We start from the raw sequence: 23,769 nt of genomic DNA on the forward strand, positions 1-23,769 counted from the left end.
AGTCGCTGACAGTCAGGATTTGTCGGACGCGTATTCGTAGTTGTAATAACCGGCGCCGCCGTTGCCGTAGTAGCTGGCGGCACGCTTCTCGACGCCGTTGAACACCGCGCCTTTGAGCTCGATGCCGTTCTGCGCGAAGCGGCGAATGGTCAGTTCGATCTCTTTGGCCGGGTTCACCCCGAAGCGCGTGACGATCAGGCTGATCCCGGCTTCACGGCCGACAATCGCGGCATCGGTCACCGCCAGCAGCGGCGGCGTATCGATGATCACCAGGTCGTAGCGCTCGCTCAGTTCCGCCAGCAATTCGCGGAAGTTGGCGTGCATCAACAGCTCGGAAGGATTCGGCGGTACCTGGCCGCGACTGATGAAATGCAGGTTGTCGATTTCGACTTTGTTGATCGCCTGATCGATGCTGCAGCGCTTGACCAGCAGGTCGGACAAACCGTTGGTGATCGGCGTGTTGAGGGTTTTGTGCAGGTGCCCTTTGCGCATGTCGGCATCGATCAGCACCACACGCTGACCGCTCAGGGCCATGACGGCGGCGAGGTTGGACGAGACGAAAGTCTTGCCGACTTGCGGGCTCGGCCCGGAAATCATGATGCGGTTGTTGGTCGAATCGAGCCCGGCGAAGTGCAGGCAGGTGCGCAGGCTGCGGATTGATTCGATCGACAGATCCGTCGGATTGCGCAGGGCCAGCAGGTACGCCGGTTTGTCGACGCCGTCGCGGGCGCGACCTTTTTTGTTGTCTTCTTCATCCTGCAAGGCGCTGTACGGAATCGACGCGTACACCGGCAAACCGAGTTGTTCGATGGCTTCCGGACCTTCCAGACCGCGGCTCAGGGATTTGCGCAGCAGCACCAGCGCCACACCGACGAAGGCACCGAGGAATGTGGCGATGAGAACGATCAGGGCTTTTTTCGGTTTGACCGGGCTGGTCAAGTCGACATCCGCCGCGTCGACCAGACGCACGTTACCCACGGCACCGGCGCGAACGATGTCCAGTTCCTGGGATTTGTTCAGCAACTGCGTGTAGATCTGCGAGGCCACTTCGACATCGCGGGTCAGGTTGAGCAACTCTTGTTGGGTCGCGGGCAGATCGCCGACTTTGCCTTCCAGCGATTTCTGTTGCTGGGTCAGTTCGCCAATCTGGCTCATCAACGCGCGATAGGCCGGGTGCTGTCTGGTGAACTTGCGGTCCATCTCCGCCTGCTGCATTTTCAGCTCGGAGATCCGCGTTTCCAGCGCCACCGACTGACCGAGCACCGACTGGGTTTCCAGCGAGATGTTCACAGTCTTGCCGTGGGTCTGATAGGCGTTCAACGCATCGCTGGCCTTGGCCAGATCACGCTTGACCTGCGGCAACTGGCTTTGCAGGAAAGCCAGACTTTGCGCCGCTTCCGCCGAGGTGCGGCGCACGTTCTGATCGACGTACAGCGCGGCGATCTTGTTGAGAATCTTCACCGCTTCAGCGGCGTCGCTGCTGGCCAGCGCCAGTTTGATAATCCCCGATTCCTTGCCCTGCTCGGAGATATCCAGCGCGTCCTGATAGCCCTGAATGGTCACGATTCGCGGATTGCGCACCACTTCGAAACGCGTGCCGGGGTTGGCCAGCAACTGGCTGATCTGCCCTTCTACACCGTCCTGAGCGAACGCTTCGCCGGCGACGCCTTCGACCAGCAGGTTGTCGTTGTCATCGAGTAACTGGAAGTGCTTCTGTTCGCCGGCGATCAGGGTGAGTTTCTTGCCCAACAGTTCTTTGGGCAGATTGAGCCGGGCGAACTCCAGACGCTCACCGCCCCAGGCGTAGCTGCTCAGACCGAAACGCGGTGCGGCGACGCTGGTCTCGGTCTCGCCGCGATAACGCCGGGCGAGAAAGCCGCCAATCATCGGGAAGGTGTTGGGGGTGACATCGATGTCCAGGCGCAAGTCGTCGACGGTTTTGCCGATCACCGCGCGGGATTTGATGATGCCGATTTCGGTCACCGACGGCGATTGCCCGCCGAGCATGCTGTTGAGGTCGGAGAACCCGAGCATGTCGTTCTTTTTCGGTTCGACCTGCACCAGCGCATTCGCCAGGTACACGGGCGTGGCCAACACTGCGTAGGCCACACCGGTCACCATGAAGGCGCCGGTGAGCGCGCCGATCAACCATTTCTGATCGATCAAACTGCCGAATATGCCGAGAAGATCAATACTGTCTTGATCATTGTCGCGGGTGCCGATGACGGACGGTAACTGCATAAGTCTGTTCTTACCATTCATTGATCTGAAGAATATTCATCAACGCGCGAGGCGTTGCGCCCATGAGCTAACAGCATCTTCAATCAATGCATGGGCATGAATAAAAGCGGCCTTGCCTTGACGATACGGGTCTTGTATTTCGCGCTCGCTCTGCCACTTGCCGAGCAGAAACACTTTGCCTCTGGCGTGAGAGGCAATCTTCAGTACTTGATTAACATGCTGTTTTTCCATGACCAGAATCAGGTCTGATTCATTAACGATGTCTGCGGTCAGTTGCCGTGCCATGAAGCCTTCGGCGTTATGGCCATGCTCTTCGAGCACTTGCCGGGCGGACGCTTCTACACCCTCACCCACCCGCGCCGAAAGGCCTGCGGAGGAGACGGTGATCGCTGAGGGGGCCAGCGCGTTACGCAGCATCAGTTCTGCCGTCGGACTACGGCATATATTGCCCACGCAAACGACAAGGATCTTTCTGAACAAGGTTTTACTTTCCTGTGTAATGTCAAACGGCCAACATCCCGAGAGCAATTTAATGAACCCTAAGATCTTTCTTCACTCGGAAATAGATTCGCCCTGTTAGTACCGAAGTATTAAGTACCACAGCGTTTAAAAGCCCCCCAACCACTATTAACGGACTAAAAATAACTGTGATTTTCGGGTGATTGTTTTCTGACAAAAAATAACATTCGTGCACTAAGTTCCATTACCTCACTCGAAAATTGAGAAACGAGATCATTTATTCGCAGTTGTCACTTCTCTTCGGGAGAGCAGACATGAAATCAACACATCTCAAAAAGCTCGGCGCGTTGGCACTGGTGATAGCGGGGGCTACGACTCAGCTTCACGCCAGCGAGCTGTTTCCCAACCTTCCAGCCAGGAACATCGGTGTGCAGGTGAAGATTCAGAGCTTCACCGCCGCCGACGCCGCGCAGATCAAATCAGCAGGCTTCGGCTTTGTCCGCTTCGGGGTGTGGAGCGACAGCCTGACGGCCAAGGCTTATCAGAAACAGGTCAGCGATGCCTTCGCAGCGGCCCAGTCTGCTGGTCTGCCGGTGTTGCTGACGGTGCGCGCGATCAAGGCATTGCCCGCCACATCGAGCACCGAGTTGACCACTGCTGGTGAAGGCTTTGCAAAAGCCGTGACGGGGCTGCAACAGTCATACGGCGCACAACTGGTAGCGATTGAGCTATGGAATGAACCGGACCTGGAAACCTACTGGCCGACGCGCAATTTCGACACCACGTTTGTGCCGTTCATGAGCGGCGTGTGCAAGGCGCTGCAACAACAACCCCTGTCGACGCCAGTGGTCGGTTACGGGTTCGCGCGCCCGCCTAGCGCAGGTTCTGCTTCAACCGTGGCGCTGAATCGCATCGTCAGCGAATACCCCAAATGCCTGAGCGCGGTGTCCTATCACCCCTACGGCATGACTGCCACGCAGATCAGCAACGCGCAAAACTTCATTCAGCAGAACTTTCATGTGCCAGGGATCATCAGTGAGTGGGGTATCTCGGCGCTCGCCTCCAATGGCGGGCCTGAAGGCCAGGCGAGCAAGATCAACGCGTTTATTGGCGATGTTAAAAAGCTCAATATTCCGCTGACGTCCATTTACGAATGGAGGAACAGTGATTCCGGCAGCAACGATCGTGAGAAGAACTTCGGCCTGCTGACCTCGGATGGTCAGCCGAAACCGGCGCGCATGTCGGTCGAAGCGTTGTTGAACGCTCAGTAGTCCCTGTACGACCGGCCTGTACGCAGGTCGGTTGCTTTGAACCTGTTGGCCGTTTTGGCATCGTATTCATCGATAACCCGCCCCACCTTTCAAACAATCGTTTTCAGGTTGTTGCCGCAGGGGCTATCGATACACGCACCCGCCCTTGAGTGGCTGTCAGCGCTCGGGTAATGTCATCAGACCCATAGGACAGAGCACACCCATGACTTCCAAGCTGGAACAACTCAAACAATTCACCACCGTTGTTGCCGACACTGGCGACTTCGAAGCGATCTCCCGGGTCAAACCGGTCGACGCCACCACCAACCCTTCCCTGCTGCTCAAAGCCGCTGCCATTCCAGCCTACGCCGAGCTGCTGAATGCCTGCGTCAGCGACTGCAAGGGTGATGTCGGCCTGGCCAGCGACCGCTTTGGCGTTGCAGTCGGCCAGGAAATTCTCAAAGTGATCCCGGGCCGTATCTCCACCGAAGTGGATGCGCGCCTGTCGTTCGACAAAGACGCCGTGCTCAAACGCGCGCACCGCTTGATCGAGCTGTACGACAAGGCCGGTATCGGTCGTGATCGCGTACTGATCAAGATCGCCTCGACCTGGGAAGGCATCCGCGCCGCTGAAGTGCTGGAGAAGGAAGGCATTCAGACCAACCTGACCCTGCTGTTCTCCTTCGCTCAGGCCGCCGCGTGCGCCGACGCCGGCGTGTTCCTGATTTCGCCATTCGTGGGCCGCATCTACGACTGGTACAAAAAGGCCAACGGCAACGACTACACCGGTGCTGATGATCCAGGCGTGCAGTCGGTGACGCGCATCTACAACTACTACAAGGCCAATGACTACAAGACCGTGGTCATGGGCGCGAGCTTCCGCAACCTCAACCAGATCGAGCAACTGGCCGGCTGCGACCGCCTGACCATCAGCCCGGACCTGATCGACAAGCTGGCGGCCGATACCGGCAAGCTGGAGCGCAAACTGGCACCGGGCAATGCCGGTGAAGCCCGTCTGAGCCTCAACGAAGCGCAGTTCCGCTGGTTGTCCAACGAAGACGCGATGGCCACCGAGAAACTGGCTGAGGGCATTCGTCAGTTTGCTCGCGACCAGGAAAAGCTTGAGGCGCTGTTGCAGGCCAAGCTGTGATTTGAGTCAGGGAAATGCAAAAAGGGCGAACCTGTGAGGGTTCGCCCTTTTTTATGGCTGCTGGAAAATCTTTGGTGATCTTGCGGCCGCTTTCGCGAGCAGGCTCGCTCCCACAAGGGGGATTTGTGATCGACGCCGCGTCAGTGTGGGAGCGAGCCTGCTCGCGATGAGGCCCGTCCGGTCGGCATCACTTAATGCCGCTCGAGGGCATTCACCAGATCATGGAACGCTTCACGATTGGAATCGTTCAGACCCATGAGGATCTTGTGCGCTTCGAGCACCTTGATCCGCACTACTTCTTCCGACTGGTCCTGATCCGGCAGGTCGTCCAGGCACTCCGGGCACGGCACCGGGTGGTTGACGATGTTGAACACCTGCTCGAAACCCATAGATTGCAACAGACGGGTGATGTCTTCGTGGGTGGTGACGACGGTCGGCAGCAGGCCGACCTTCTGCCGCGACAGGATCGACAGTTTGGCCAACAGGCCCAACGTCGTGCTGTCGATGCTGCGGGTTTCGGTCAAATCGATCACGATCGCGTTGAAATTCAGCGCGGTGAAGATTTTCTCAATAGTCGCATCCAACGCCGAACACAGGGTCAGGCGAACTTCACCGACGAACTTCAGGACAAAGGTGCCGTCCTGCTCGGCGAACTGGATTCTACCGGTACTCATTAAAGATTCCTGCTCAACACCAACAGGGCGATATCATCCGGCATCTCCCCTAGCGTGGCCAATCCAAACACTTGCCGCAGACCATCCAGGCTGCCGCCCGCCGACTTCACCCGTTGAGGCAAAGCGGCTTCTTTTTCTTTGAGCGTAGGTTCTGGCAAAAGATCCAGAATGCCATCGGACATCAGCGTCAGGCTGAACGTCGGCGGCAGCTCAAGCACGTGATCTTCGTAGGTGGCTTCATTGAAGAGCCCCACCGGCAGACCACGCCCTTCGAGATAACGAACACTGTCAGGCGTGTACAACACTGGCAACGGCAGATGGCCGCCGATGCTATAGGTCAACAAACCGGTCTCCTCGTCGATGACTCCACCGACCATTGTGACGTGTTTACCCAGCTTACAACTGATCAGCCCCCGGTTGATATGACCAAGGACTTCCGAAGGCTTGAATTCCGGCAAGGTGCCGTTGCGCTTGGATTCGAACAGCAGGCGCGTGGTCATGAACTTCAACAGCACGGTAACGAATGCTGAAGAGGCGCCATGACCGGATACGTCCGCCAGGTAAAAGGCGACCCGGCGATCATCGACACGGAAATAGTCGACAAAATCACCCGACAGATACAGCGACGGGATGATCTGATGCGCAAACCTGAACTCGTCGATGCTCCACGGGCTTTCCGGCAGCATGTTCATCTGCACCTGGCGACCGGCATTCTGGTCTTCCTGGAGCAGGTTGAGGCTGGCCTCAAGCTCGCGGTTGGCCTTTTCCAGCTTCTCGCGGTAGCGCTGGTTTTCCACCAGCAGGCGCGCACGATCCAGGGCCCGGCGCACAGAGTGCTCGAGCACAGCCAGATCTTCGAGAGGCTTGATCAGGTAATCCGCCGCGCCCAGGCGCAGGGCCTCGACCGCGTCGTTCATCACGCCGGCACCCGACACCACGATGACCGGCGTCTGCGGTGACCGCTCGGTGACCTGACGGATCAGTTCGAGACCGCCCATCTGCGGCATGCGCAGATCGCAGATGACCAGGTCGGGCGTGTCTTGCTCGAATACCTGAAGACCCTGTTGACCATTACTGGCCTGCAGGACGCTGAAACCACTGTCTTCCAAATAGGCCGCGAGGCTCGCGCGCACTACTTCGTCATCATCGATTATCAGCAGCGTGGCACTGGTTTTTGGCATGTGGGCAAACGGCGCCAGAATTAGGTTGGCGTAGTTGCGGGGCATCGGGCCCTGCGCAGACTACTGGATTCGCTTTCTAGCCTCTCTGCTGCACCGCTTTCGAGCATTGGCTGCAAACGCGGTTACACCAGAGGTGCCCTTCTAAGGCGCAGACGGTACTCCCATCCGCAGAGCGTTTCAAGCATGCGCCGATGGTCGCTTGACGACTTTACTTGTCAAATCACCGAGAGTTATAAGAACAGCTCAAACCGTAACCCAATGGAAGGACGAACCTATGAGCCAAACCAGTCGGGACTACAGTGAAAAGCGCGATTTCATCCGCATGCGGGTCGATGCCGATGTCGTGCTGATTCATGAAGGCGATCAGATTTCAGGGGTGTGCATCGATCTCTCCAGCAGTGGCATGCAAGTCGAAGCGCCGCGCCAGTTCGCGGTCGGCGACCGTTTGAGCGTTCGCATCGACTCCGAACACGCTGCGCTCAGTGGGCTTGAAGCCGACACTGAAGTGGTCTGGGTCAGGTCACAGGACGGTGGCGGCCAGAAGCTCGGTCTGACCATTCTGAAGATGAAATAGCTACACACAAAAAAGGCGACCCGGAGGTCGCCTGTCTTTTTACCGGTCGAGATTAAAAATCATCTTCGACCTGGCCATCCTTCACTTTGAACTCGCGGTTCTGCAAGTAAGCGTTGCGGATGAAGGTGTACTTGTCGCCGCTGATCAGCTTCTCGCTCGACAGCAGGCTGGCGCGGGTGTCGACGATGTTCAGACCGAAGATCGAGTTACGCGTAGGCACGTGGTCGATGTAGCGGTACATACCGGTGTAGCTGTCGACGTACTTGGACGGCGCATCGCGCAACGTGCTTGGACCCATAAGTGGCAGCATCACGTACGGACCGCTACCTACGCCCCAGTAACCGAGGGTCTGACCGAAGTCTTCGTCGCTACGGTTCAGGCCCATCTTGGTGCCGACATCGAAGAAGCCGAGCAGACCGAACGTGGTGTTGAAGATCAGGCGCGCCGTGTCGACACCCGCGGCAGCCGGTTTGGCTTGCAGGATGTTGTTGGCAAGGTTGGTGACGTCACCGACGTTGCGGAACATGTTGTGGATGCCATCTTCAAGGAACTGCGGCGTGACAAACTCATAGCCCTGCGCCAATGGCTTCAGAGCGTAGGTGTCAACGAAGTCGTTGAACTGGAAAATCGGGCGGTTGACGCTTTCCCAAGGGTCTTCTTCCGTTGCCGCCTGAGTGGCGAACGGCGCCAGCAACAGGCCGGCACATACACTTAGCTGAGCGAGCGGATAGCTCCAGCGCATAGAAAAACTCCTTGGATTTGTACTGTCGCGGACATCGGGGCCCGGGCATTAAGGCCGCTAGTATAAGCGCAAAAGCCCGTTTGGGCAGTCGGCCAATTGTGCAAAGTTGTAGGACCCCTCCCACGCAGCGGTTCACATAGCCGTCACGCAACTGTCACCTGCAATGACTAGCCTTGTCGCTATTTCAGGGACGCTGCCATGACACACGCCGAAACCTTGCCCGTCGCCGCGTCCAGCCTGACCGCCGTACTGTTTGGACTCAGCGGTTGTCTGGTGGATTTCGGTGCTCGCGCTCGTCTAAATACCGTCGCCCGCCCCGAATATGCCGAGGCCACGCCGGGCGCGCTCGACAGTCTGCGAAGTTTGCAGCGCCAGCAGATTCCCTGCGCCTGGCTGGATGAACTGCCCCCTGCCCTCGCCCAATCGTTGTCGGCCTCACTGCCGGCGTCAATCAAACCCGCGCAACATTCGGCAACACTCAATCCGTGGCCTGCGCCGAATGCCTGCTGGCAAGCCTTGATGGACCTGGACGTCGGTTGTCTGGACGGCTGCGTGCTGGTCAGTGGCGAACCGCGCCTGCTGCAGGCCGGCCTGAACGCCGGGCTGTGGACTATCGGCCTCGCCTCCTGCGGATCGCTGTGCGGCCTGGCACCGGGCGAATGGCAAGCCTTGAGCCAGAGAGAACGCGAACAACTGCGTGGCAAGGCGACCGTGCAGTTATTCGGGCTGGGCGTGCATTCGGTGATCGATCATCTGGGCGAACTCGACACTTGCCTGGCCGACATCAGCCTGCGCCGCCTCAAAGGCGAAAAGCCCTGATCGGGATCATGCAGGTTTACCGGGAGTGGATTAATCTAAAGGTCAGCCATAGACCTTTGGCGCGCGGCTGCGGTCAATGCCAGTGCCTATTGATAAAAGGAAAACACCATGCCCGCCCAAGAACTGCAAAAACAGCTGAATGCCCTGCGCGAGCAACTGGAGCAGAATCCGCCGCTGTCGGAAGCCGAGCGTGAGGATTTGCATGCGCTGATGGCGCAGATTGAACTGGAACTTGAACTCGAAACCAAGACCAAAGATGCCAGCCTCGCCGATGGCGTCAATCTGGCTGTTGATCGCTTCGAACTCGAACATCCGGCCATTGCCGGCACCCTGCGCAACATTGTGCAGTCGCTGGTCAGCATGGGAATTTAAGATTTCCGAAATACAAAAAAGCCCTGCCATCACTGGCAGGGCTTTTTCATTTCCGGTGCTTGAAACACAGTCCCTGTGGGAGCGAGCTTGCTCGCGGAGGCGTCGTTTCAGTCGACATCATCCTTGAATGACACACCGTATTCGCGAGCAGGCTCGCTCCCACATTGGATATCGCACATTCTGGATATTTATTGACGCACGAGCCGATGGTTCGGCAGCTGTACGTTTTCGGTGCTGCGATACGGATTGATATCCAGACCACCGCGACGCACGTAACGTGCAAATACGGTGAGCTTTTCTGGTTTCAACAAGCGCTGCAAGTCGAGGAAAATCCGCTCCACACACTGCTCATGGAAGTCCGAGTGCTGGCGGAAGCTGACGATGTATTCGAGCAGACTCGCATGATCCAGCGCCGAACCACGGTACTCCACCACAACGCTGCCCCAGTCCGGCTGACTGGTCACCGGGCAGTTGGATTTGAGCAGATGGCTATACACCGTCTCCTCAACAATCCGCGATTCATCGCAACGCAGCAATTCCGGGCGCGGATGCTCATAGTTGCTGACGCTGATATCCAGATCGTCGATGCACACGCCGGGCAGCGCCACGACGCCTTCCGCTTCCACGTCTTTCAGACTGCGTACCCGCACGCCCACCGGTTTGCCGGCAGCAGCAGAAAGGTCCTTGACCAGCGTTGCTTCCAAAGAAGTGACGTCGGCAAACGCGGTCTGGTTCAGCGAGTTCAAATACAGCTTGAACGACTTCGATTCGATGATGTTCGGCGAATCCGCCGGAATGCTGAATTCGCCGATCGCCACCACCGGCTTACCCGACGGCAGCAGCCACGACAGCTCGAAGCAGTTCCAGAAATCCACACCTTTATACGGCAGGGTTTCGGCGGTCAGGCCCAGCTCGGCCCATTTCGCGGTGCGCGGAATCGGGAACAGCAGGGACGGCGTGTAAGTGGCGATGTATTCGCTGGATTTGCCCAGCGGCGAATGTTCGGCTGCGGGATGCATGGCGGAAACCTGACTGAATAATCAGCGGATTCTACCAGCCTTTGCCCGCGCCTTTGAGTGCTTACTGACTGACCGTCAGTTTGCCGACCATGCCCGCCTGATAATGCCCGGGAATATTGCAGGCAAATTCCAGACTGGTGGCCTTGCTGAAGGTCCAGGTCAACTCGGCAGTTTTGCCCGGCTCGACCAACACGCTGTTCGGATCATCGTGCTTCATGCCATGGCCCATTGCTGCGTGATCCATGCCGGCCATATCGTGGGACATTTCCTTCATGCCGGTAGGCGTAAGCATGCCGCTTTGCTGCATCTGCAACATTTCCTGCTGGTGTCTGGCGTGCATTGCCGCGTCACCGAGGTTGAATTCGTGCAACAACTGGCCTTTATTCACCAGCACAAAGCGAACGGTCTCACCGGCCTTGATCTGAATCGCCTTGGGATCGAAGGACATATCGCCCATCACCACTTCAATGCTGCGCGAGGCTTTGGCGGCCGGTGCTGGCTGGCCGAAATCATAGGTGTGCGCGGGAGCTGCAAACGCCGTCGAACTCATTGCCAAAAAACAGATGGCCAGCGATTGGCGTAAAAACATGGTCGTTCTCCAACAAGATAAGGTTCAGCCTGTGGGAAACTTTAGCCGGCCTGCGCTGGCATCTACCTGACAGGCAGATTACAACTTTGTCAGGTTGGCGTTTGTCGCCTGCGCTCACGGTATAAAGCTTTCGTTTCTACCCCCCGAACAAACCCGAGTTGCCCATGAAACTGTTGATCGTCGAAGACCAAGCGAAAACCGGCCAATACCTGCGCCAAGGCCTGACCGAGGCCGGGTTCAACACGGAACTGGTGGCCGACGGCAACAGCGGTCAACAACTGGCGCTGAGCGGTGATTACGCGCTGCTGATCCTTGACGTGATGTTGCCCGGTCGCAGTGGCTGGCAGATTCTGCACGCGGTGCGCAGCGCCGGGCTGGATACGCCGGTACTTTTTCTCACGGCCAAAGACGCCGTGGAAGACAGGGTTCATGGCCTCGAACTCGGCGCCGACGACTATCTGGTCAAGCCTTTCGCTTTCTCCGAGTTGCTGGCGCGGGTGCGCAGCCTGTTGCGTCGTGGCAGCGCCACGCCGCAGGAAACCAGCCTGCAATTGGCTGACTTGCGTCTGGATCTGATTCGCCGTCGGGTCGAACGCAGCGGCCAGCGCATCGACCTGACCGCCAAGGAATTCGCACTATTGGAGATGCTCCTGCGTCGCCAGGGCGAAGTGCTGCCGAAATCGCTGATCGCTTCGCAAGTCTGGGACATGAATTTCGACAGCGATACCAACGTCATCGAAGTCGCGATCCGCCGTTTGCGCCTGAAGATCGACGACGAATTTCCCAATAAACTGATCCACACCGTGCGCGGCATGGGTTACGTGCTCGAAGAGCGTGGCGCCTGATGCGTCGTTTGTCTCTGAGTTCGCGCCTGGCCCTGTTGTTTGCCGCCTGCACCGCCGTGGTTTCGCTGTTCGCCGGGGTATTGTTCAACCGCGCCAGCGAAGCGCACTTTATCGAACTCGACCAACAGCAACTGGACGGCAAACTGATCGGCCTGCGCCGCGCCTTGCAGAATCTTCAACCCGCTCAACGTGAGGCGCGGCTGGCAGATGAGCTGAGCCGTCAGGCCGATCTGTCGCTGCGCATCACTGGCGGCGACGGCCAACGCTGGTACGACAGTTCGACGCAGATTCCCGAGGATTTGCCGCCACAATCCGGCCTGTCGACCGTGAGTCATGCCGGCACCGACTATCGCGTGCTCAACGCCCCGCTCTACCCGGACCAAACCGACTCGCCGCGATTGACCTTGCTGCTGGACATCACCCATCACCAGCATTTCCTGCAACGCATGCAGCATCTGATCTGGCTGACGGTCGGGCTGTCAGCACTGGCCACCGCTTTGCTCGGTGCCTGGGCCGCACGCAGCGGCTTGCGGCCATTGCGACGCATGAGTGCAGTCGCCCGTGGGATCTCCGCTCAATCGTTGAATGCCCGACTGCCGGAAGCGCAAATTCCGCCCGAGCTTGCGGAAATGGCTCACAGCTTCAACGCCATGCTCGCACGCCTGGATGACTCGTTTCAGCGGCTCTCGGCGTTTTCCGCTGACATCGCCCATGAACTGCGCACCCCGCTCTCGAACCTGCTGACCCACACACAGGTCACCCTCACCCGCCCACGGCCGATCGAGGATTACCGTGAAGCGCTGCACAGCAACCTCGAAGAGCTGCAATGGATGGCGCAACTGGTCAACGACATGTTGTACCTGGCCAAGGCTGATCACGGTTTGCTGATGCCCAAGCGTGAACCCTTGGCGTTGGCGGATGAGACCGATGTGCTGCTGGAGTTTTTTGCGCCACTGGCGGAGGACGCCAGGGTCAAGCTGAGTCGTGAGGGCACTGCGCGGATCGAGGGTGATCGCAGTATGTTGCGCCGGGCCTTATCGAATCTGCTGGATAACGCGCTGCGGTTTACCCCGGCTGAGGGCTATGTGAGCTTGCGGATCGTTGATCAAGCGAGCGCTGTGCGTATTTCAGTCGAGAACAGTGGCGAAGGGATTTCTGCGGAGTTGCTACCACGCTTGTTCGACCGCTTTTATCGGGCTGATCCGGCGCGGCAGGAAGGTAGCAGTGAGCATGCGGGGTTGGGATTGGCGATTACGCAGTCGATTGTCCGGGCCCATGGTGGGCAGATTCATTGCGAATCCGAAGCGGGATGGACGCGGTTTGTAATCGAGCTGCCCAAGGGAGATTGAGGCCAGCCATACAGGCCCCTTCGCGAGCAAGCTCGCTCCCACAGGTATCGAGTTGAACCACAATTTGTGAACGACCCAAAACCCTGTGGGAGCGAGCTTGCTCGCGAAGACGGACTTGAAACTCAGGAATATCTCAGCGCGTGAGCCGGCTCGATCTTCGCCGCCCGCCAGGCCGGATATACCGTCGCCAGGAAGCTCAGAATAAAGCCCGCCGAGCAGATCAACAGCACATCCCCAGCCTGCAATTCCGACGGCAAATTGCTGACGAAATACACATCCGAACTGAAGATGTGCTGCCCGCTGACTCGCTCGATCCAGCCGACGATCTGACTGACATTAAGCGCGGCGATCACGCCCAGCACGCCGCCAATGATCGTGCCGACAATACCGATCACCGTGCCCTGCACCATGAAGATCGCCATGATCTGCCGTGGCGTGGCGCCAATGGTGCGCAGGATCGCGATGTCCGCGCCCTTGTCGTTCACTACCATGATCAGGGTCGCGATGATGTTGAACGCCGCCACCGCGACGATCATCAGCAACAGCAGGCCGATCATGGTTTTTTCCATTTTCATCGCGCTGAACAGACTGCCCTGAGTGTGGGTCCAGTCGTCAGCCTTGAACTCGGCGCCCAACCCGGCGGCGATGTCCGAGGAGACTTTCGGTGCGGCGTACAGGTCTTTCACCGCCAGACGCACGCTCTGCACCTGATTCGGCTCCCAGTGCTGCATGGTCGCGGCATCGGCGACGTGGATCAGCCCCATCGAGCCGTCAAGTTCAGCGCCAACCTTGAACACGCCGACCACGTTCAGTCGCTGCATACGCGGGGTGATGCCACCCGGCGCGGTGCTGACTTCCGGGACGATCAGGGTGATCTTGTCGCCGACGTTGAGGCGGAAACGTCGCGCGGTGATTTCGCCAATCACCACGCCGAACTCGCCCGGCTTCAAGGCATCCAGACGGCCCTGCACAATGTGCTGGGCAACGATGGAGACCTTGCCTTCCTGCGCCGGATCGACGCCGCTGATCTGAATCGGCTGCATCAAGCCCTTGTAGGACAGCATGCCTTCCATCTCAGTGAACGGCACGGCGGCAGTCACTTCAGGATTTTTCATTGCGGCGGCGGCCACTGGCTGCCAGTCATCGATCGGCTTGACGCCAACGATGGTCGCGTGCGGCACCATGCCGAGGATGCGCGAGCTCATTTCGCGCTGGAAGCCGTTCATCACCGACAACACCACAATCATCGCCAGCACGCCGAGGGCGAGGCCGATCATCGAGGTCATCGAGATAAACGAAACAAAGCGATTGCGGCGCTTGGCGCGGGTATAGCGCGTGCCGATAAAGATCGATAACGGTCTGAACATTCGCTGGGGCACCGTATAAAAATAAAAGACCCGACGCCTTTGCAGGCGCCGGGTTTCAGCCAATCAGATAGGCGTGAGGCAACCTTCTTGCAGGTGCAGTACGCGATCCATCTGGCGGGCCAGGTTCATGTCGTGGGTCACCACCAGGAACGCCGTGCGCATCGAGGTGCTGAGTTCCAGCATCAAATCCTGAATGCCTTGCGCGGTGTGCGAGTCGAGGTTGCCGGTCGGCTCGTCGAGCATCACCAGGCCTGGCTTGTTCACCAGCGCACGGGCGATGGCCACACGCTGACGTTCACCACCGGACAGTTCCGCCGGTTTGTGTTCCAGGCGATGGCCGAGGCCGACGCGCTCCAGCAGTGCCGTGGCACGCTGACGGGCTTCCGGGATCGGCGTCTTGCCGATCAACAGCGGCATGCAGACGTTTTCCAGCGCAGTGAATTCCGGCAGCAAGTGGTGAAACTGATACACGAAACCGAGCGCACGGTTACGCAGCAGACCACGCTTCTTCTCGCTCAGTGCCGACAGCTCTTCACCGTCGAGCCAGACGCTGCCCTTGGTCGGCGTATCAAGACCGCCCAACAGGTTGAGCAATGTACTTTTGCCCGAACCCGAGGTGCCGACGATCGCGACACGCTCGCCCGGGTGCAACTCCAGTTGCAGGCCGGACAGTACTTCTACCGATTCCGGGCCTTCCTCGTAGGATTTGCCCAGGTTGCGGCAGCTCAAGATTGCTTGTTCACTCATGCCCGACTCACTCATAACGTAGCGCCTCCGCCGGCTGGGTGCGCGCGGCACGCCAGGCGGGATACAGGGTGGCGAGGAAACTCAGGACCAACGCAGCGGCGCAGACCATGACGACATCCTGGCTCTGCACCTGCGACGGAAGATAATCAATGAAATACACGTCAGCATTAAGGAATTTGTGGCCGATCAGGCCTTCCAGTGCCGAGATCGCAGCGCTGACGTTGAGCGCGGCGAAAATACCGGCCACCGCGCCAATCGCCGTGCCGACCACGCCAATCACCGTGCCCTGCACCATGAACGTGCGCATGATCGTGCCCGGCGTCGCGCCCAAGGTGCGCAGAATGGCGATGTCACCCTTCTTGTCGTTCACCACCATTACCAGCGTGGAAATGATGTTGAACGCCGCCACGGCGACAATCAGCAGCAACAGCAGACCGATCATGGCTTTTTCCATGCGGATCGCCTGATACAGATTGCCGTGGGTGCGCGTCCAGTCGCGGGCGTAGTAATGGTCTTCGCCGAGTTGCTGGGCGATGTTCCATGCTACGCGCGGCGCCTGGAACAGGTCGTCGAACTTCAGGCGGATGCCCTGCACCTGATCAGGCTTCCAGCGGTGCATCTTCGCCAGATCCTGCAGGTTGGTCACGCCCAGATAGCCGTCGAGTTCGCCAGCGCCGACATGGAAAATGCCGACCACGGTGAAGCGCTTCATGCGCGGAAACATCCCGGCCGGGGTCACGCTGACCTCCGGCGCGACGAAGGTGACTTTGTCACCGATGCCCACGCCGAGCTTGGTCGCGGCCTTGTCGCCGATGACGATGCCGAAGCTGCCCGGCGTCAGATCGTCGAGTTTGCCCTGCTTCATGAAGTTGTCGATGATCGACACGTTGCGCTCGAGCGCAGGGTCGATGGCGTTGAGCAACACCTTGGACACCTGACCGTTATTGGTCAGCAGGCCCTGCATCTGCGTAAACGGCGCAACCGCCGTCACCTGTGGGTTCTGCTTGACCTGGGTCGCGAGGCTTTGCCAATCGTTGATCGGCTCAGTGGATTCAATGGTCGCGTGGGGCACCATGCCCAGCACGCGGGTGCGCATCTCATGATCGAAGCCATTCATCACCGACAGCACGACGATCATCACGACCACGCCAAGGGCGAGCCCGATCATCGAAGTCAGGGAAATGAATGACACAAAATGATTGCGACGCTTTGCACGGGTATAACGCGTGCCGATAAATACGAAGAGAGGTCTGAACATGTCGGGGCTTGTTCGGAGGGAAAAGGAACGTCCTTGTGGCGGGGGTCGATAACCAGCTTTACACTCAGACCACCGCCGCTACCATGGGTTCGCCATGTCGACATTAGATGAAGAAGATCGCCGCGAATACTACCGTATCGAGGACACGATCGCACTGGAAATTCGGCCCCTGTCTGCTCCCGAAGCCGCAGGCCAGGAAGTGTTGCAGGATGCTTCTCCACTGTTCAACCTGCTCAGCGAACTGCACCTGAGCGAATTCGAGTCGCAGCACCTGTTGCGCCAGATCAGCGAGCGCGATCGGGCCATTGCTGCGTTTCTGAAATCGCAGAACAAACGCATCGACCTGCTCAGCCAGGTGGTCGCCCTGACCGTGCTCGGCCATATCGGCGAGCCGCAACCGGTGATCATCTCCGAAGGCGGGATCGACTTTCAGTACCCGACGCCGATTGCCACCGGCGCACACCTGTCGGTGAAACTGGTGCTGATGCCGCAAGCGCTCGGCCTGCTGCTGCGCGCCCGCGTGACCCATTGCGACCGCAAGGGCGAAGGCTACGACATCGGCACCGAGTTCGAACACTTGACCGACGCCCAGCGCCAGTTGCTCGCCCGCTATATCTTGCAGAAGCAGGCACAGGAACGACGTCTGGCCCGCGAACAGAACGAATCAGGCATTTAATTTAAGGAAGAACCGTGACCCTCATCTACGGCCACCGCGGCGCCAAGGGCGAAGCACCGGAAAACACCCTGAGCAGTTTTCAGGAATGTCTCAAGCACGGCGTGCGCCGTTGCGAACTGGATCTGCACCTGTCCAAGGACGGCGAGCTGATGGTCATCCACGACCCGACCCTGAAGCGCACCACGGAACGGCGTGGCAAGGTCGTCGAGCACACTGCGGCCGAGCTGGTGACTTACGACGCGCGCAAGGGCGGTCCTGGCTGGATCAAACCGTGCCCGATTCCGACGCTGGAAGAACTGTTCGAGAAATGTGATTTCGATCACTGGCAGCTGGAGGTCAAAAGCGCTTCACGCACTCGCGCGGCAACCACGGTGCTGGCGATTCGTGAAATGGCCCAACGGCATGGCCTGCTCGACAAGGTGACGATCACCTCGAGTTCGCGGGAAGTGCTGAAAGCAGCGCTGGAGCTGGTGCCGGATGTGTCGCGCGGGCTGGTCGCCGAGTACGCCTGGCTCGACCCGTTGAAGGTCGCGGCCAGCTATGGCTGTGAGATTCTTGCGCTGAACTGGACGCTGTGTACGCCGGAACGCCTGCAGAAGGCGCAGCGTCAGGGCCTGCATGTGTCGGTGTGGACCGTCAACGAGCCTGCGCTGATGCGCAGACTCGCCGACTTCGGCGTTGACAGCCTGATTACAGACTTTCCCGGTTTGGCCACTGCCACCCTCGAGAATTGCTGAAATCGGTCTCCCCGGCCGGCTCAGGCCACCGGCCGGAGCCCGTCAAAAAAGCCGGTTGAGGCCGTCGTACGCCGCTACCCGATAGGCTTCAGCCATGGTCGGGTAGTTGAACGTCGTGTTGACGAAGTACTTCAGCGTGTTCAGTTCACCCGGCTGGCTCATGATCGCCTGACCGATGTGGACGATCTCCGACGCCTGATAACCGAAGCAATGAACGCCCAGCACTTCCAGGGTTTCACGGTGGAACAGGATCTTCAGCATGCCTTGCGGCTCGCCGGCGATCTGCGCTCGGGCCATGCTCTTGAAGAACGCCTTGCCCACTTCATACGGCACTTTGGCCTGGGTCAGTTCCTGCTCATTCTTACCGATCGAGCTGATCTCCGGAATGGTGTAGATGCCGGTCGGCACGTCATTCACAAAGCGCCAGCTACCGTTATCAACAATGCTGCCAGCAGCCGAACGACCCTGGTCGTGGGCGGCACTGGCCAGGCTCGGCCAGCCGATCACGTCACCGGCGCCGTAGATGTTCGGCACGCAGGTGCGGTAAGCCTCGTCGACTTCGATCTGGCCACGACTGTTGACCTTGACGCCGATGTTTTCCAGGCCCAACTGGTCGGTGTTACCGGTACGACCATTGCACCAGAGCAAGGCGTCGGCCTTGATCTTCTTGCCAGACTTGAGGTGCAGAATCACGCCGTTGTCGACGCCTTCAACGCGATCGTAATCTTCGTTGTGGCGCACGGTGATGTTGTTGTTGCTGAAGTGATAGCTCAACGCCTGGGAGATTTCCGAGTCGAGGAAGCTCAGCAACTGACCACGGTTATCGACCAGCTCAACCAGCACACCCAGACCGCTGAAGATCGACGCGTATTCGCAACCGATCACGCCGGCACCGTAAACAATCAGTTTGCGCGGGGTGTGGTTGAGGCTGAGGATAGTGTCGCTATCGTAGATACGCGGGTGGTGAAAATCGATGTCCGCCGGGCGATACGGGCGCGAACCGGTGGCGATGATGATGTGCTTGGCCACCAGTTTCTCGACCACACCGTTGGCGCAGACCACTTCGATGGTTTGCTCGTCGGCGAAGCTGCCGGTGCCGAAGAACACGTCGACGCGGTTACGGGCGTAGTAGCCAGTGCGCGAAGCGACTTGTTTGGAAATGACTTTCTCGGCGCTTTTCAATACGTCCGGGAAGGAGAACCAGCGTGGCTCGCCGATCGCCCGGAACATAGGATTAGTGTTGAACTGCATGATCTGCCGCACCGAGTGACGCAGTGCCTTGGACGGAATGGTGCCGAGGTGGGTGCAGTTGCCGCCGACCTGGCGACGGCTGTCGACCATCGCGACCTTGCGCCCTGCTTTGGCGGCGTTCATTGCCGCGCCTTCTCCCGCCGGGCCGGAACCCAGCACCACCACGTCGTAGTTGTAGACAGCCATGCGTACTCCTCAGAACAGGCCGCGATGCCAGCAGCACCGGCGGCTAAATCACGCCGAACGGCGGCGCGAAGGAACAATTGGGGGTCAATCAAGAACCCGGACACAGTCTATAGAAGCGTCAACGCCGCGCACATTAACCCTTGGTCGCGTCGTAGGCTACTTTTGCCTGCACTACAACGCCAGCTTTCGTATTGTTCTCAGTCAGTTTTTGCGCCACTGAGGCGCTCGAACGCCTGACTGGTGCGGATGACAAAACCTGTATCGGCACGAATAACAAAGAATGCACCAATCTCATGTTTTTCGGCATAGTCCCACGCCCTTTCGGGGCCGAGAATCAGCAACAGCGTCGATAGTCCATCGGCCATCAACGCTGAAGGATGAATCACCGTGACTGACGCCAGATCGTGTAGGACCGGTGCACCGGTGCGGGCATCGAAGGTGTGGGAATAGCGCCGACCGTCCTGCAGGAAATAGTTGCGGTAATCGCCGGAGGTGGAAACGCTGTTGCCGTCGACATTGATGATTCGCTCGGCGACCTGCTGATCGTCGCGGGGCTCTTCCAGAGCAATGCGCCACGATGAGCCGTCAAGCTTGCGACCCTTTGCCTTTAACTCACCCGTGGCTTCAGCGAGGTAGTCGTGGATGCCCATGGCATCGAGCCGTGCCGCAATAGTGTCGACGGCATAACCGGCGGCGATGCTGTTGAAGTCGACCTCGACGGCGGCGTCCTTGCACAACTGATCACCATTGATATGCAGATGCTGATGACCGACACGATGCATCACCTCGGCCAGCGCAGCGGCATCAGGGACTTTCTCTTCACGACCTTGCGGGCCGAAGCCCCAGAGATTCATCAGCGGTTCGACGGTGAGGTCGTAGGAACCTTCGCTTTGCGCTGAGAGTTGTTCGCCAACGCGGATCAATTCAAGCACCGACGCGGGCATCTTCTGACAGCTATTGGCGGGCAAAGCGTTGAAGCGTTCGATGTCTGAATCATTGCGATAGGTGGACAGCTGCTGGTCGACTTCGCCGAGGATGCCTTCCACTTCGCTGCGAACTTGCGACGAGTCGGGATCACCCACATGCCGTAAGTATTTGATCGAATACGTGCTGCCCATGGTTGGACCACCGAAACTTTCCAGTGAATCGCCATTGCCGCAGCCGGCCAAAAAGCCAGCCAGCATCACGACCCCACGCCATCGTCCAGTGAACAATTATTCATCTCCCTGCAAAACCGCGACGGCCATTATGGGACACGAGCGAAACGCTTTCTTACAAGATTTAAAGTGAGTACTTAGAAATGTCCTCCACGACCGGCAAAGGCAAAGCGATCTTTCGCGTTGTCAGCGGCAACTTTCTCGAAATGTTCGACTTCATGGTCTACGGCTTCTACGCCACGGCCATCGCCAAGACCTTCTTCCCGACGGACAGTGCCTTCGCTTCTCTGATGCTGGCGCTGGCGACCTTCGGTGCCGGTTTTCTGATGCGTCCATTGGGGGCGATTTTCCTCGGCGCTTACATTGACCGCCATGGCCGCCGCCAAGGGCTGATCATCACGCTGGCCTTGATGGCCGCCGGTACGGTACTGATTGCCTGCGTTCCGGGCTACGCCACCCTCGGCGTTGCCGCACCGCTGCTCGTACTGTTTGGCCGTTTGCTGCAAGGCTTCTCGGCCGGCGTGGAGCTGGGCGGTGTATCGGTGTATCTGGCAGAGATCGCGACACCGGGCCGCAAGGGCTTCTTCGTCAGTTGGCAGTCGGCGAGTCAGCAAGCGGCAGTGGTCTTCGCCGGCCTTCTTGGGGTCGGCCTCAACCACTGGCTGAGCCCGGAACAAATGGGTGAGTGGGGCTGGCGCGTGCCGTTCCTGATCGGCTGCATGATTGTGCCGGTGATCTTTGTCATTCGCCGCTCGCTGGAGGAAACGCCGGAGTTCCAGGCCAGAAAACATCGCCCTACCCTGCGGGAAATCGTCCGCTCGATCGGTCAGAACTTTGGCATCGTCATCGCTGGAATGGCGCTGGTGGTGATGACCACGGTGTCGTTCTACCTGATCACCGCGTACACCCCGACCTTCGGCAAGGCTGAATTGCACCTGTCGGACTTCGATGCGTTGCTGGTCACGGTGTGCATCGGCCTGTCGAACTTCTTCTGGTTGCCGGTGATGGGCTCGGTATCCGACAAGATCGGACGCAAACCCCTACTGCTGGCGGCGACGATTCTGGCGATTCTCACCGCATATCCGGCGCTGTCGTGGCTGGTGGCGAACCCGAGCTTCAGCCATTTGCTGATCGTCGAGTTGTGGTTGTCGTTCCTCTACGGCTCGTACAACGGCGCGATGGTGGTGGCGCTGACCGAGATCATGCCGGTAGAGGTGCGTACGACTGGTTTCTCGCTGGCTTACAGCCTGGCGACAGCGACGTTCGGCGGGTTTACCCCGGCGGCGTGCACGTATCTGATTCATGTGCTGGATAACAAGGCTGCGCCGGGGATCTGGCTCAGTGGCGCGGCGGTGTTGGGGTTGATTGCGACGCTGGTGTTGTTCCGGGGCAATAAGCATGAACTGCGCACGGCGCAGGCGGCCATCCCTGGCGGCGCCCGATAAATCGCCTTCGCGAGCAAGCTCGCTCCCACAGGGGATTTTCTGAGCGACATAGATCCAGTGTGGGAGCGAGCTTGCTCGCGAAGGGGCCGATACTGACAACACAGCTCAAAAAAGGCCCACAAACAAAAACGCCCCGACCAAAGCCGGGGCGTTTTCATGTGCAGCTATCGCTTAGCGCGGGAACGCTGGCGGGTTAACACCGGCCATGTCTTCCATCACGCGAACCACCTGGCAGCTGTAGCCGAACTCGTTGTCGTACCAGACGTACAGAACAACGCGGTTGTCCTGAACGATGGTCGCCTCAGCGTCGACCACACCGGCGTGGCGCGAGCCGACGAAGTCGGTCGAAACCACTTCCTGCGAATTGACGAAGTCGATTTGCTTGTGCAGATCGGAGTGCAGCGCCATGTAGCGCAGGTACTCGTTCATCTCTTCACGGGTGGCGGCTTTCTCAAGGTTGAGGTTGAGAATGGCCATCGACACGTTCGGTGTTGGAACACGGATCGCGTTACCGGTCAGCTTGCCGGCCAGCTCAGGCAGGGCCTTGGCAGCAGCGGTGGCAGCACCGGTCTCGGTGATTACCATGTTCAGTGCGGCGCTACGACCACGGCGATCGCCCTTGTGGAAGTTGTCGATCAGGTTCTGGTCGTTGGTGTACGAGTGAACGGTTTCGACGTGACCGTTGATGATGCCGAACTTGTCATTCACAGCCTTCAGCACCGGCACGATGGCGTTGGTGGTGCAGGAAGCAGCGGAGACGATCTTGTCATCAGCGGTGATTTCACCGTGGTTGATGCCGTGAACAATGTTCTTCAGCTTGCCCTTGCCAGGTGCGGTCAGAACAACGCGGTCGATACCCGGGCAGGCCAGGTGCTGACCCAGGCCATCGGCGTCACGCCATACACCGGTGTTGTCCACCAGCAGCGCGTCTTTGATGCCGTACTGGGTGTAATCCACTTCAGTCGGGTTCTTCGCGTAGATGACCTGGATCAGGTTACCGTTGGCGGTGATGGTGTTGTTTTCTTCGTCGATGGTAATGGTGCCGTTGAACGAACCGTGTACCGAATCGCGACGCAGCAGGCTGGCGCGTTTGGTCAGGTCGTTGTCGGCGCCTTTGCGCACGACGATGGCACGCAGACGCAGACCGTCGCCACCACCGGTTTTCTCGATCAGGATGCGCGCCAGCAGACGGCCGATACGACCGAAGCCGTACAGCACAACGTCAGTGCCTTTACGTGCGGAAGCGTTTTGCTGGCCAACCACGTCAGCCATTTCTTCACGAACGAACTGCTCGGCGCTGCGGCCATTGCCTTCGTTACGGAATTTGAACGCCAACTTGCCCAGATCCACCGAAGCCGCACCGAGCTTGAGCTCGCTCATGGCTTTGAGCAGTGGGAATGTTTCGTGGACGGAGAGTTCGCTGTCGTCGGAAGAACGGTGGCGCGCAAAGCGGTGAGCTTTGAGAATCGCGATGACAGACTGGTTGATCAGGCTGCGGCCATAGATCGAGCTCACCACGTTGTTATTGCGGTAGAGCTGACCGATAAGCGGAATCATCGCTTCTGCGAGTGCTTCACGGTCGATCCATTCACCAAGACACTGGTCGGGCTTCTGAGTCACGGTAACCTTCCACATGTAGGGGCAGAAAAAAGGGGCTACATTATGCCGCTCACAACCTCAT

The 23,769-nt window shown here is 58.8% G+C and carries 23 protein-coding genes; 10 read left to right on the top strand and 13 right to left on the bottom strand.

The features are described 5' to 3' along the window. Positions 1–12: 12 nt before the first annotated feature. Positions 13–2,241, bottom strand: coding sequence for a polysaccharide biosynthesis tyrosine autokinase (locus ACRRSD_RS05855; RefSeq protein ID WP_435037474.1), 2,229 nt, complete (start codon positions 2,239–2,241; stop codon positions 13–15). A gap of 39 nt (positions 2,242–2,280) precedes the next feature. Beyond that, the gene (locus ACRRSD_RS05860; protein ID WP_435037475.1) at positions 2,281–2,721 is read right to left on the bottom strand and encodes a low molecular weight protein-tyrosine-phosphatase; all 441 of its coding nucleotides are present in this window, start codon (positions 2,719–2,721) and stop codon (positions 2,281–2,283) included. A 293-nt stretch (positions 2,722–3,014) separates the two neighbouring features. Here ACRRSD_RS05860 and ACRRSD_RS05865 point away from each other — a divergent pair, with 293 nt between their 5' ends. Beyond that, a complete protein-coding gene (locus ACRRSD_RS05865; protein ID WP_435037476.1) occupies positions 3,015–3,971 on the top strand; it encodes a cellulase family glycosylhydrolase in 957 nt (318 codons plus the stop codon). 202 nt (positions 3,972–4,173) lie between these two features. Continuing rightward, complete coding sequence (tal, locus tag ACRRSD_RS05870) at positions 4,174–5,100, top strand: transaldolase (RefSeq protein WP_038362268.1); 927 nt, start codon at positions 4,174–4,176, stop codon at positions 5,098–5,100. Between the two features lie 191 nt (positions 5,101–5,291). Here tal and rssC read toward each other — a convergent pair whose 3' ends face one another. After that, a complete protein-coding gene (gene rssC, locus ACRRSD_RS05875) occupies positions 5,292–5,774 on the bottom strand; it encodes an anti-sigma factor antagonist RssC (RefSeq protein ID WP_003226553.1) in 483 nt (160 codons plus the stop codon). Further along, complete coding sequence (rssB, locus tag ACRRSD_RS05880; RefSeq protein WP_122842790.1) at positions 5,774–6,955, bottom strand: two-component system response regulator RssB; 1,182 nt, start codon at positions 6,953–6,955, stop codon at positions 5,774–5,776. The genes rssC and rssB overlap by 1 nt, the downstream gene beginning before the upstream one ends. 274 nt (positions 6,956–7,229) lie before the next feature. On the opposite strand from rssB, the gene ACRRSD_RS05885 reads away from it, so the two are divergent. Further along, positions 7,230–7,529 carry a PilZ domain-containing protein gene (locus tag ACRRSD_RS05885; protein ID WP_435037477.1) on the top strand — a complete coding sequence of 100 codons (300 nt, stop codon included), beginning with the start codon at positions 7,230–7,232 and terminating at the stop codon, positions 7,527–7,529. Between the two features lie 52 nt (positions 7,530–7,581). On the opposite strand, the gene ACRRSD_RS05890 is transcribed toward ACRRSD_RS05885, so the two are convergent. Next, complete coding sequence (locus ACRRSD_RS05890) at positions 7,582–8,271, bottom strand: MlaA family lipoprotein (RefSeq protein ID WP_038362262.1); 690 nt, start codon at positions 8,269–8,271, stop codon at positions 7,582–7,584. A gap of 198 nt (positions 8,272–8,469) precedes the next feature. Between ACRRSD_RS05890 and ACRRSD_RS05895 the strand changes: the two genes are divergently transcribed. Continuing rightward, the gene (locus tag ACRRSD_RS05895) at positions 8,470–9,090 is read left to right on the top strand and encodes an HAD family phosphatase (RefSeq protein ID WP_435037478.1); all 621 of its coding nucleotides are present in this window, start codon (positions 8,470–8,472) and stop codon (positions 9,088–9,090) included. A gap of 108 nt (positions 9,091–9,198) precedes the next feature. After that, positions 9,199–9,462: a DUF4404 family protein gene (locus ACRRSD_RS05900; protein WP_435037479.1), complete on the top strand. Its 264-nt coding sequence runs from the start codon at positions 9,199–9,201 to the stop codon at positions 9,460–9,462. Between the two features lie 188 nt (positions 9,463–9,650). Here ACRRSD_RS05900 and queF read toward each other — a convergent pair whose 3' ends face one another. Both queF and copI read right to left on the bottom strand, forming a co-directional pair. After that, complete coding sequence (gene queF / locus ACRRSD_RS05905) at positions 9,651–10,481, bottom strand: NADPH-dependent 7-cyano-7-deazaguanine reductase QueF (protein ID WP_435037480.1); 831 nt, start codon at positions 10,479–10,481, stop codon at positions 9,651–9,653. Between the two features lie 61 nt (positions 10,482–10,542). After that, a complete protein-coding gene (gene copI / locus ACRRSD_RS05910; protein WP_435037481.1) occupies positions 10,543–11,070 on the bottom strand; it encodes a copper-resistant cuproprotein CopI in 528 nt (175 codons plus the stop codon). Between the two features lie 164 nt (positions 11,071–11,234). Between copI and ACRRSD_RS05915 the strand changes: the two genes are divergently transcribed. Together ACRRSD_RS05915 and ACRRSD_RS05920 are read left to right on the top strand one after the other, a co-directional pair. After that, positions 11,235–11,915 (top strand): heavy metal response regulator transcription factor, encoded by a 681-nt coding sequence (locus tag ACRRSD_RS05915; protein ID WP_077573826.1) that lies wholly within the window; start codon positions 11,235–11,237, stop codon positions 11,913–11,915. Further along, a complete protein-coding gene (locus ACRRSD_RS05920) occupies positions 11,915–13,264 on the top strand; it encodes a heavy metal sensor histidine kinase (protein WP_435037482.1) in 1,350 nt (449 codons plus the stop codon). Before ACRRSD_RS05915 ends, ACRRSD_RS05920 begins: the two co-directional genes overlap by 1 nt. A 122-nt stretch (positions 13,265–13,386) precedes the next feature. On the opposite strand, the gene ACRRSD_RS05925 is transcribed toward ACRRSD_RS05920, so the two are convergent. The 3 genes from ACRRSD_RS05925 to ACRRSD_RS05935 form a co-directional block, all read right to left on the bottom strand. Continuing rightward, on the bottom strand, positions 13,387–14,631 hold the full coding sequence (locus ACRRSD_RS05925; protein WP_077573828.1) for a lipoprotein-releasing ABC transporter permease subunit: 1,245 nt from the start codon (positions 14,629–14,631) through the stop codon (positions 13,387–13,389). 63 nt (positions 14,632–14,694) lie between these two features. Continuing rightward, a complete protein-coding gene (gene lolD / locus ACRRSD_RS05930; protein WP_435037483.1) occupies positions 14,695–15,393 on the bottom strand; it encodes a lipoprotein-releasing ABC transporter ATP-binding protein LolD in 699 nt (232 codons plus the stop codon). Beyond that, positions 15,386–16,636, bottom strand: a complete 1,251-nt coding sequence (locus tag ACRRSD_RS05935) for a lipoprotein-releasing ABC transporter permease subunit (protein WP_435037484.1) — start codon at positions 16,634–16,636, stop codon at positions 15,386–15,388. Before ACRRSD_RS05935 ends, lolD begins: the two co-directional genes overlap by 8 nt. A gap of 94 nt (positions 16,637–16,730) precedes the next feature. Between ACRRSD_RS05935 and ACRRSD_RS05940 the strand changes: the two genes are divergently transcribed. After that, positions 16,731–17,312 (top strand): PilZ domain-containing protein, encoded by a 582-nt coding sequence (locus ACRRSD_RS05940; protein ID WP_038362242.1) that lies wholly within the window; start codon positions 16,731–16,733, stop codon positions 17,310–17,312. Between the two features lie 14 nt (positions 17,313–17,326). Continuing rightward, the gene (locus tag ACRRSD_RS05945) at positions 17,327–18,049 is read left to right on the top strand and encodes a glycerophosphodiester phosphodiesterase (RefSeq protein WP_435037485.1); all 723 of its coding nucleotides are present in this window, start codon (positions 17,327–17,329) and stop codon (positions 18,047–18,049) included. Positions 18,050–18,091: 42 nt separating this feature from the next. Here the strand turns inward: ACRRSD_RS05945 and sthA are convergent, their stop codons facing one another. Together sthA and ACRRSD_RS05955 are read right to left on the bottom strand one after the other, a co-directional pair. Beyond that, complete coding sequence (gene sthA / locus ACRRSD_RS05950; protein ID WP_016986738.1) at positions 18,092–19,486, bottom strand: Si-specific NAD(P)(+) transhydrogenase; 1,395 nt, start codon at positions 19,484–19,486, stop codon at positions 18,092–18,094. A gap of 197 nt (positions 19,487–19,683) precedes the next feature. Next, positions 19,684–20,670 carry an FAD:protein FMN transferase gene (locus tag ACRRSD_RS05955; protein ID WP_435037486.1) on the bottom strand — a complete coding sequence of 329 codons (987 nt, stop codon included), beginning with the start codon at positions 20,668–20,670 and terminating at the stop codon, positions 19,684–19,686. A 116-nt stretch (positions 20,671–20,786) separates the two neighbouring features. On the opposite strand from ACRRSD_RS05955, the gene ACRRSD_RS05960 reads away from it, so the two are divergent. Then, the gene (locus tag ACRRSD_RS05960) at positions 20,787–22,088 is read left to right on the top strand and encodes an MFS transporter (protein ID WP_435037487.1); all 1,302 of its coding nucleotides are present in this window, start codon (positions 20,787–20,789) and stop codon (positions 22,086–22,088) included. 171 nt (positions 22,089–22,259) lie between these two features. Here ACRRSD_RS05960 and ACRRSD_RS05965 read toward each other — a convergent pair whose 3' ends face one another. Further along, entirely contained in the window at positions 22,260–23,723 is a 1,464-nt protein-coding gene (locus tag ACRRSD_RS05965) for a glyceraldehyde-3-phosphate dehydrogenase (RefSeq protein WP_095189136.1), read from the bottom strand. Between the last annotated feature and the right edge of the window lie 46 nt (positions 23,724–23,769).

The sequence above is a fragment of the Pseudomonas neuropathica genome (assembly GCF_051174785.1).
In the GTDB taxonomy this organism is placed as follows: Bacteria; Pseudomonadota; Gammaproteobacteria; order Pseudomonadales; family Pseudomonadaceae; genus Aquipseudomonas; species Aquipseudomonas neuropathica_A.

Bases quoted from the DNA above. Each gene is read 5' to 3' on its own strand.
- ACRRSD_RS05955 (WP_435037486.1), bottom strand. From the start codon at position 20,670: ATGCTGGCTGGCTTTTTGGCCGGCTGCGGCAATGGCGATTCACTGGAA.
- ACRRSD_RS05960 (WP_435037487.1), top strand. From the start codon at position 20,787: ATGTCCTCCACGACCGGCAAAGGCAAAGCGATCTTTCGCGTTGTCAGC.
- ACRRSD_RS05865 (WP_435037476.1), top strand. From the start codon at position 3,015: ATGAAATCAACACATCTCAAAAAGCTCGGCGCGTTGGCACTGGTGATA.
- ACRRSD_RS05965 (WP_095189136.1), bottom strand. From the start codon at position 23,723: ATGTGGAAGGTTACCGTGACTCAGAAGCCCGACCAGTGTCTTGGTGAA.
- ACRRSD_RS05935 (WP_435037484.1), bottom strand. From the start codon at position 16,636: ATGTTCAGACCTCTCTTCGTATTTATCGGCACGCGTTATACCCGTGCA.
- ACRRSD_RS05885 (WP_435037477.1), top strand. From the start codon at position 7,230: ATGAGCCAAACCAGTCGGGACTACAGTGAAAAGCGCGATTTCATCCGC.
- rssC (WP_003226553.1), bottom strand. From the start codon at position 5,774: ATGAGTACCGGTAGAATCCAGTTCGCCGAGCAGGACGGCACCTTTGTC.
- ACRRSD_RS05895 (WP_435037478.1), top strand. From the start codon at position 8,470: ATGACACACGCCGAAACCTTGCCCGTCGCCGCGTCCAGCCTGACCGCC.
- lolD (WP_435037483.1), bottom strand. From the start codon at position 15,393: ATGAGTGAGTCGGGCATGAGTGAACAAGCAATCTTGAGCTGCCGCAAC.
- ACRRSD_RS05900 (WP_435037479.1), top strand. From the start codon at position 9,199: ATGCCCGCCCAAGAACTGCAAAAACAGCTGAATGCCCTGCGCGAGCAA.
- queF (WP_435037480.1), bottom strand. From the start codon at position 10,481: ATGCATCCCGCAGCCGAACATTCGCCGCTGGGCAAATCCAGCGAATAC.
- rssB (WP_122842790.1), bottom strand. From the start codon at position 6,955: ATGCCAAAAACCAGTGCCACGCTGCTGATAATCGATGATGACGAAGTA.
- ACRRSD_RS05915 (WP_077573826.1), top strand. From the start codon at position 11,235: ATGAAACTGTTGATCGTCGAAGACCAAGCGAAAACCGGCCAATACCTG.
- ACRRSD_RS05920 (WP_435037482.1), top strand. From the start codon at position 11,915: ATGCGTCGTTTGTCTCTGAGTTCGCGCCTGGCCCTGTTGTTTGCCGCC.
- ACRRSD_RS05940 (WP_038362242.1), top strand. From the start codon at position 16,731: ATGTCGACATTAGATGAAGAAGATCGCCGCGAATACTACCGTATCGAG.
- ACRRSD_RS05855 (WP_435037474.1), bottom strand. From the start codon at position 2,241: ATGCAGTTACCGTCCGTCATCGGCACCCGCGACAATGATCAAGACAGT.
- sthA (WP_016986738.1), bottom strand. From the start codon at position 19,486: ATGGCTGTCTACAACTACGACGTGGTGGTGCTGGGTTCCGGCCCGGCG.
- copI (WP_435037481.1), bottom strand. From the start codon at position 11,070: ATGTTTTTACGCCAATCGCTGGCCATCTGTTTTTTGGCAATGAGTTCG.
- ACRRSD_RS05890 (WP_038362262.1), bottom strand. From the start codon at position 8,271: ATGCGCTGGAGCTATCCGCTCGCTCAGCTAAGTGTATGTGCCGGCCTG.
- tal (WP_038362268.1), top strand. From the start codon at position 4,174: ATGACTTCCAAGCTGGAACAACTCAAACAATTCACCACCGTTGTTGCC.
- ACRRSD_RS05925 (WP_077573828.1), bottom strand. From the start codon at position 14,631: ATGTTCAGACCGTTATCGATCTTTATCGGCACGCGCTATACCCGCGCC.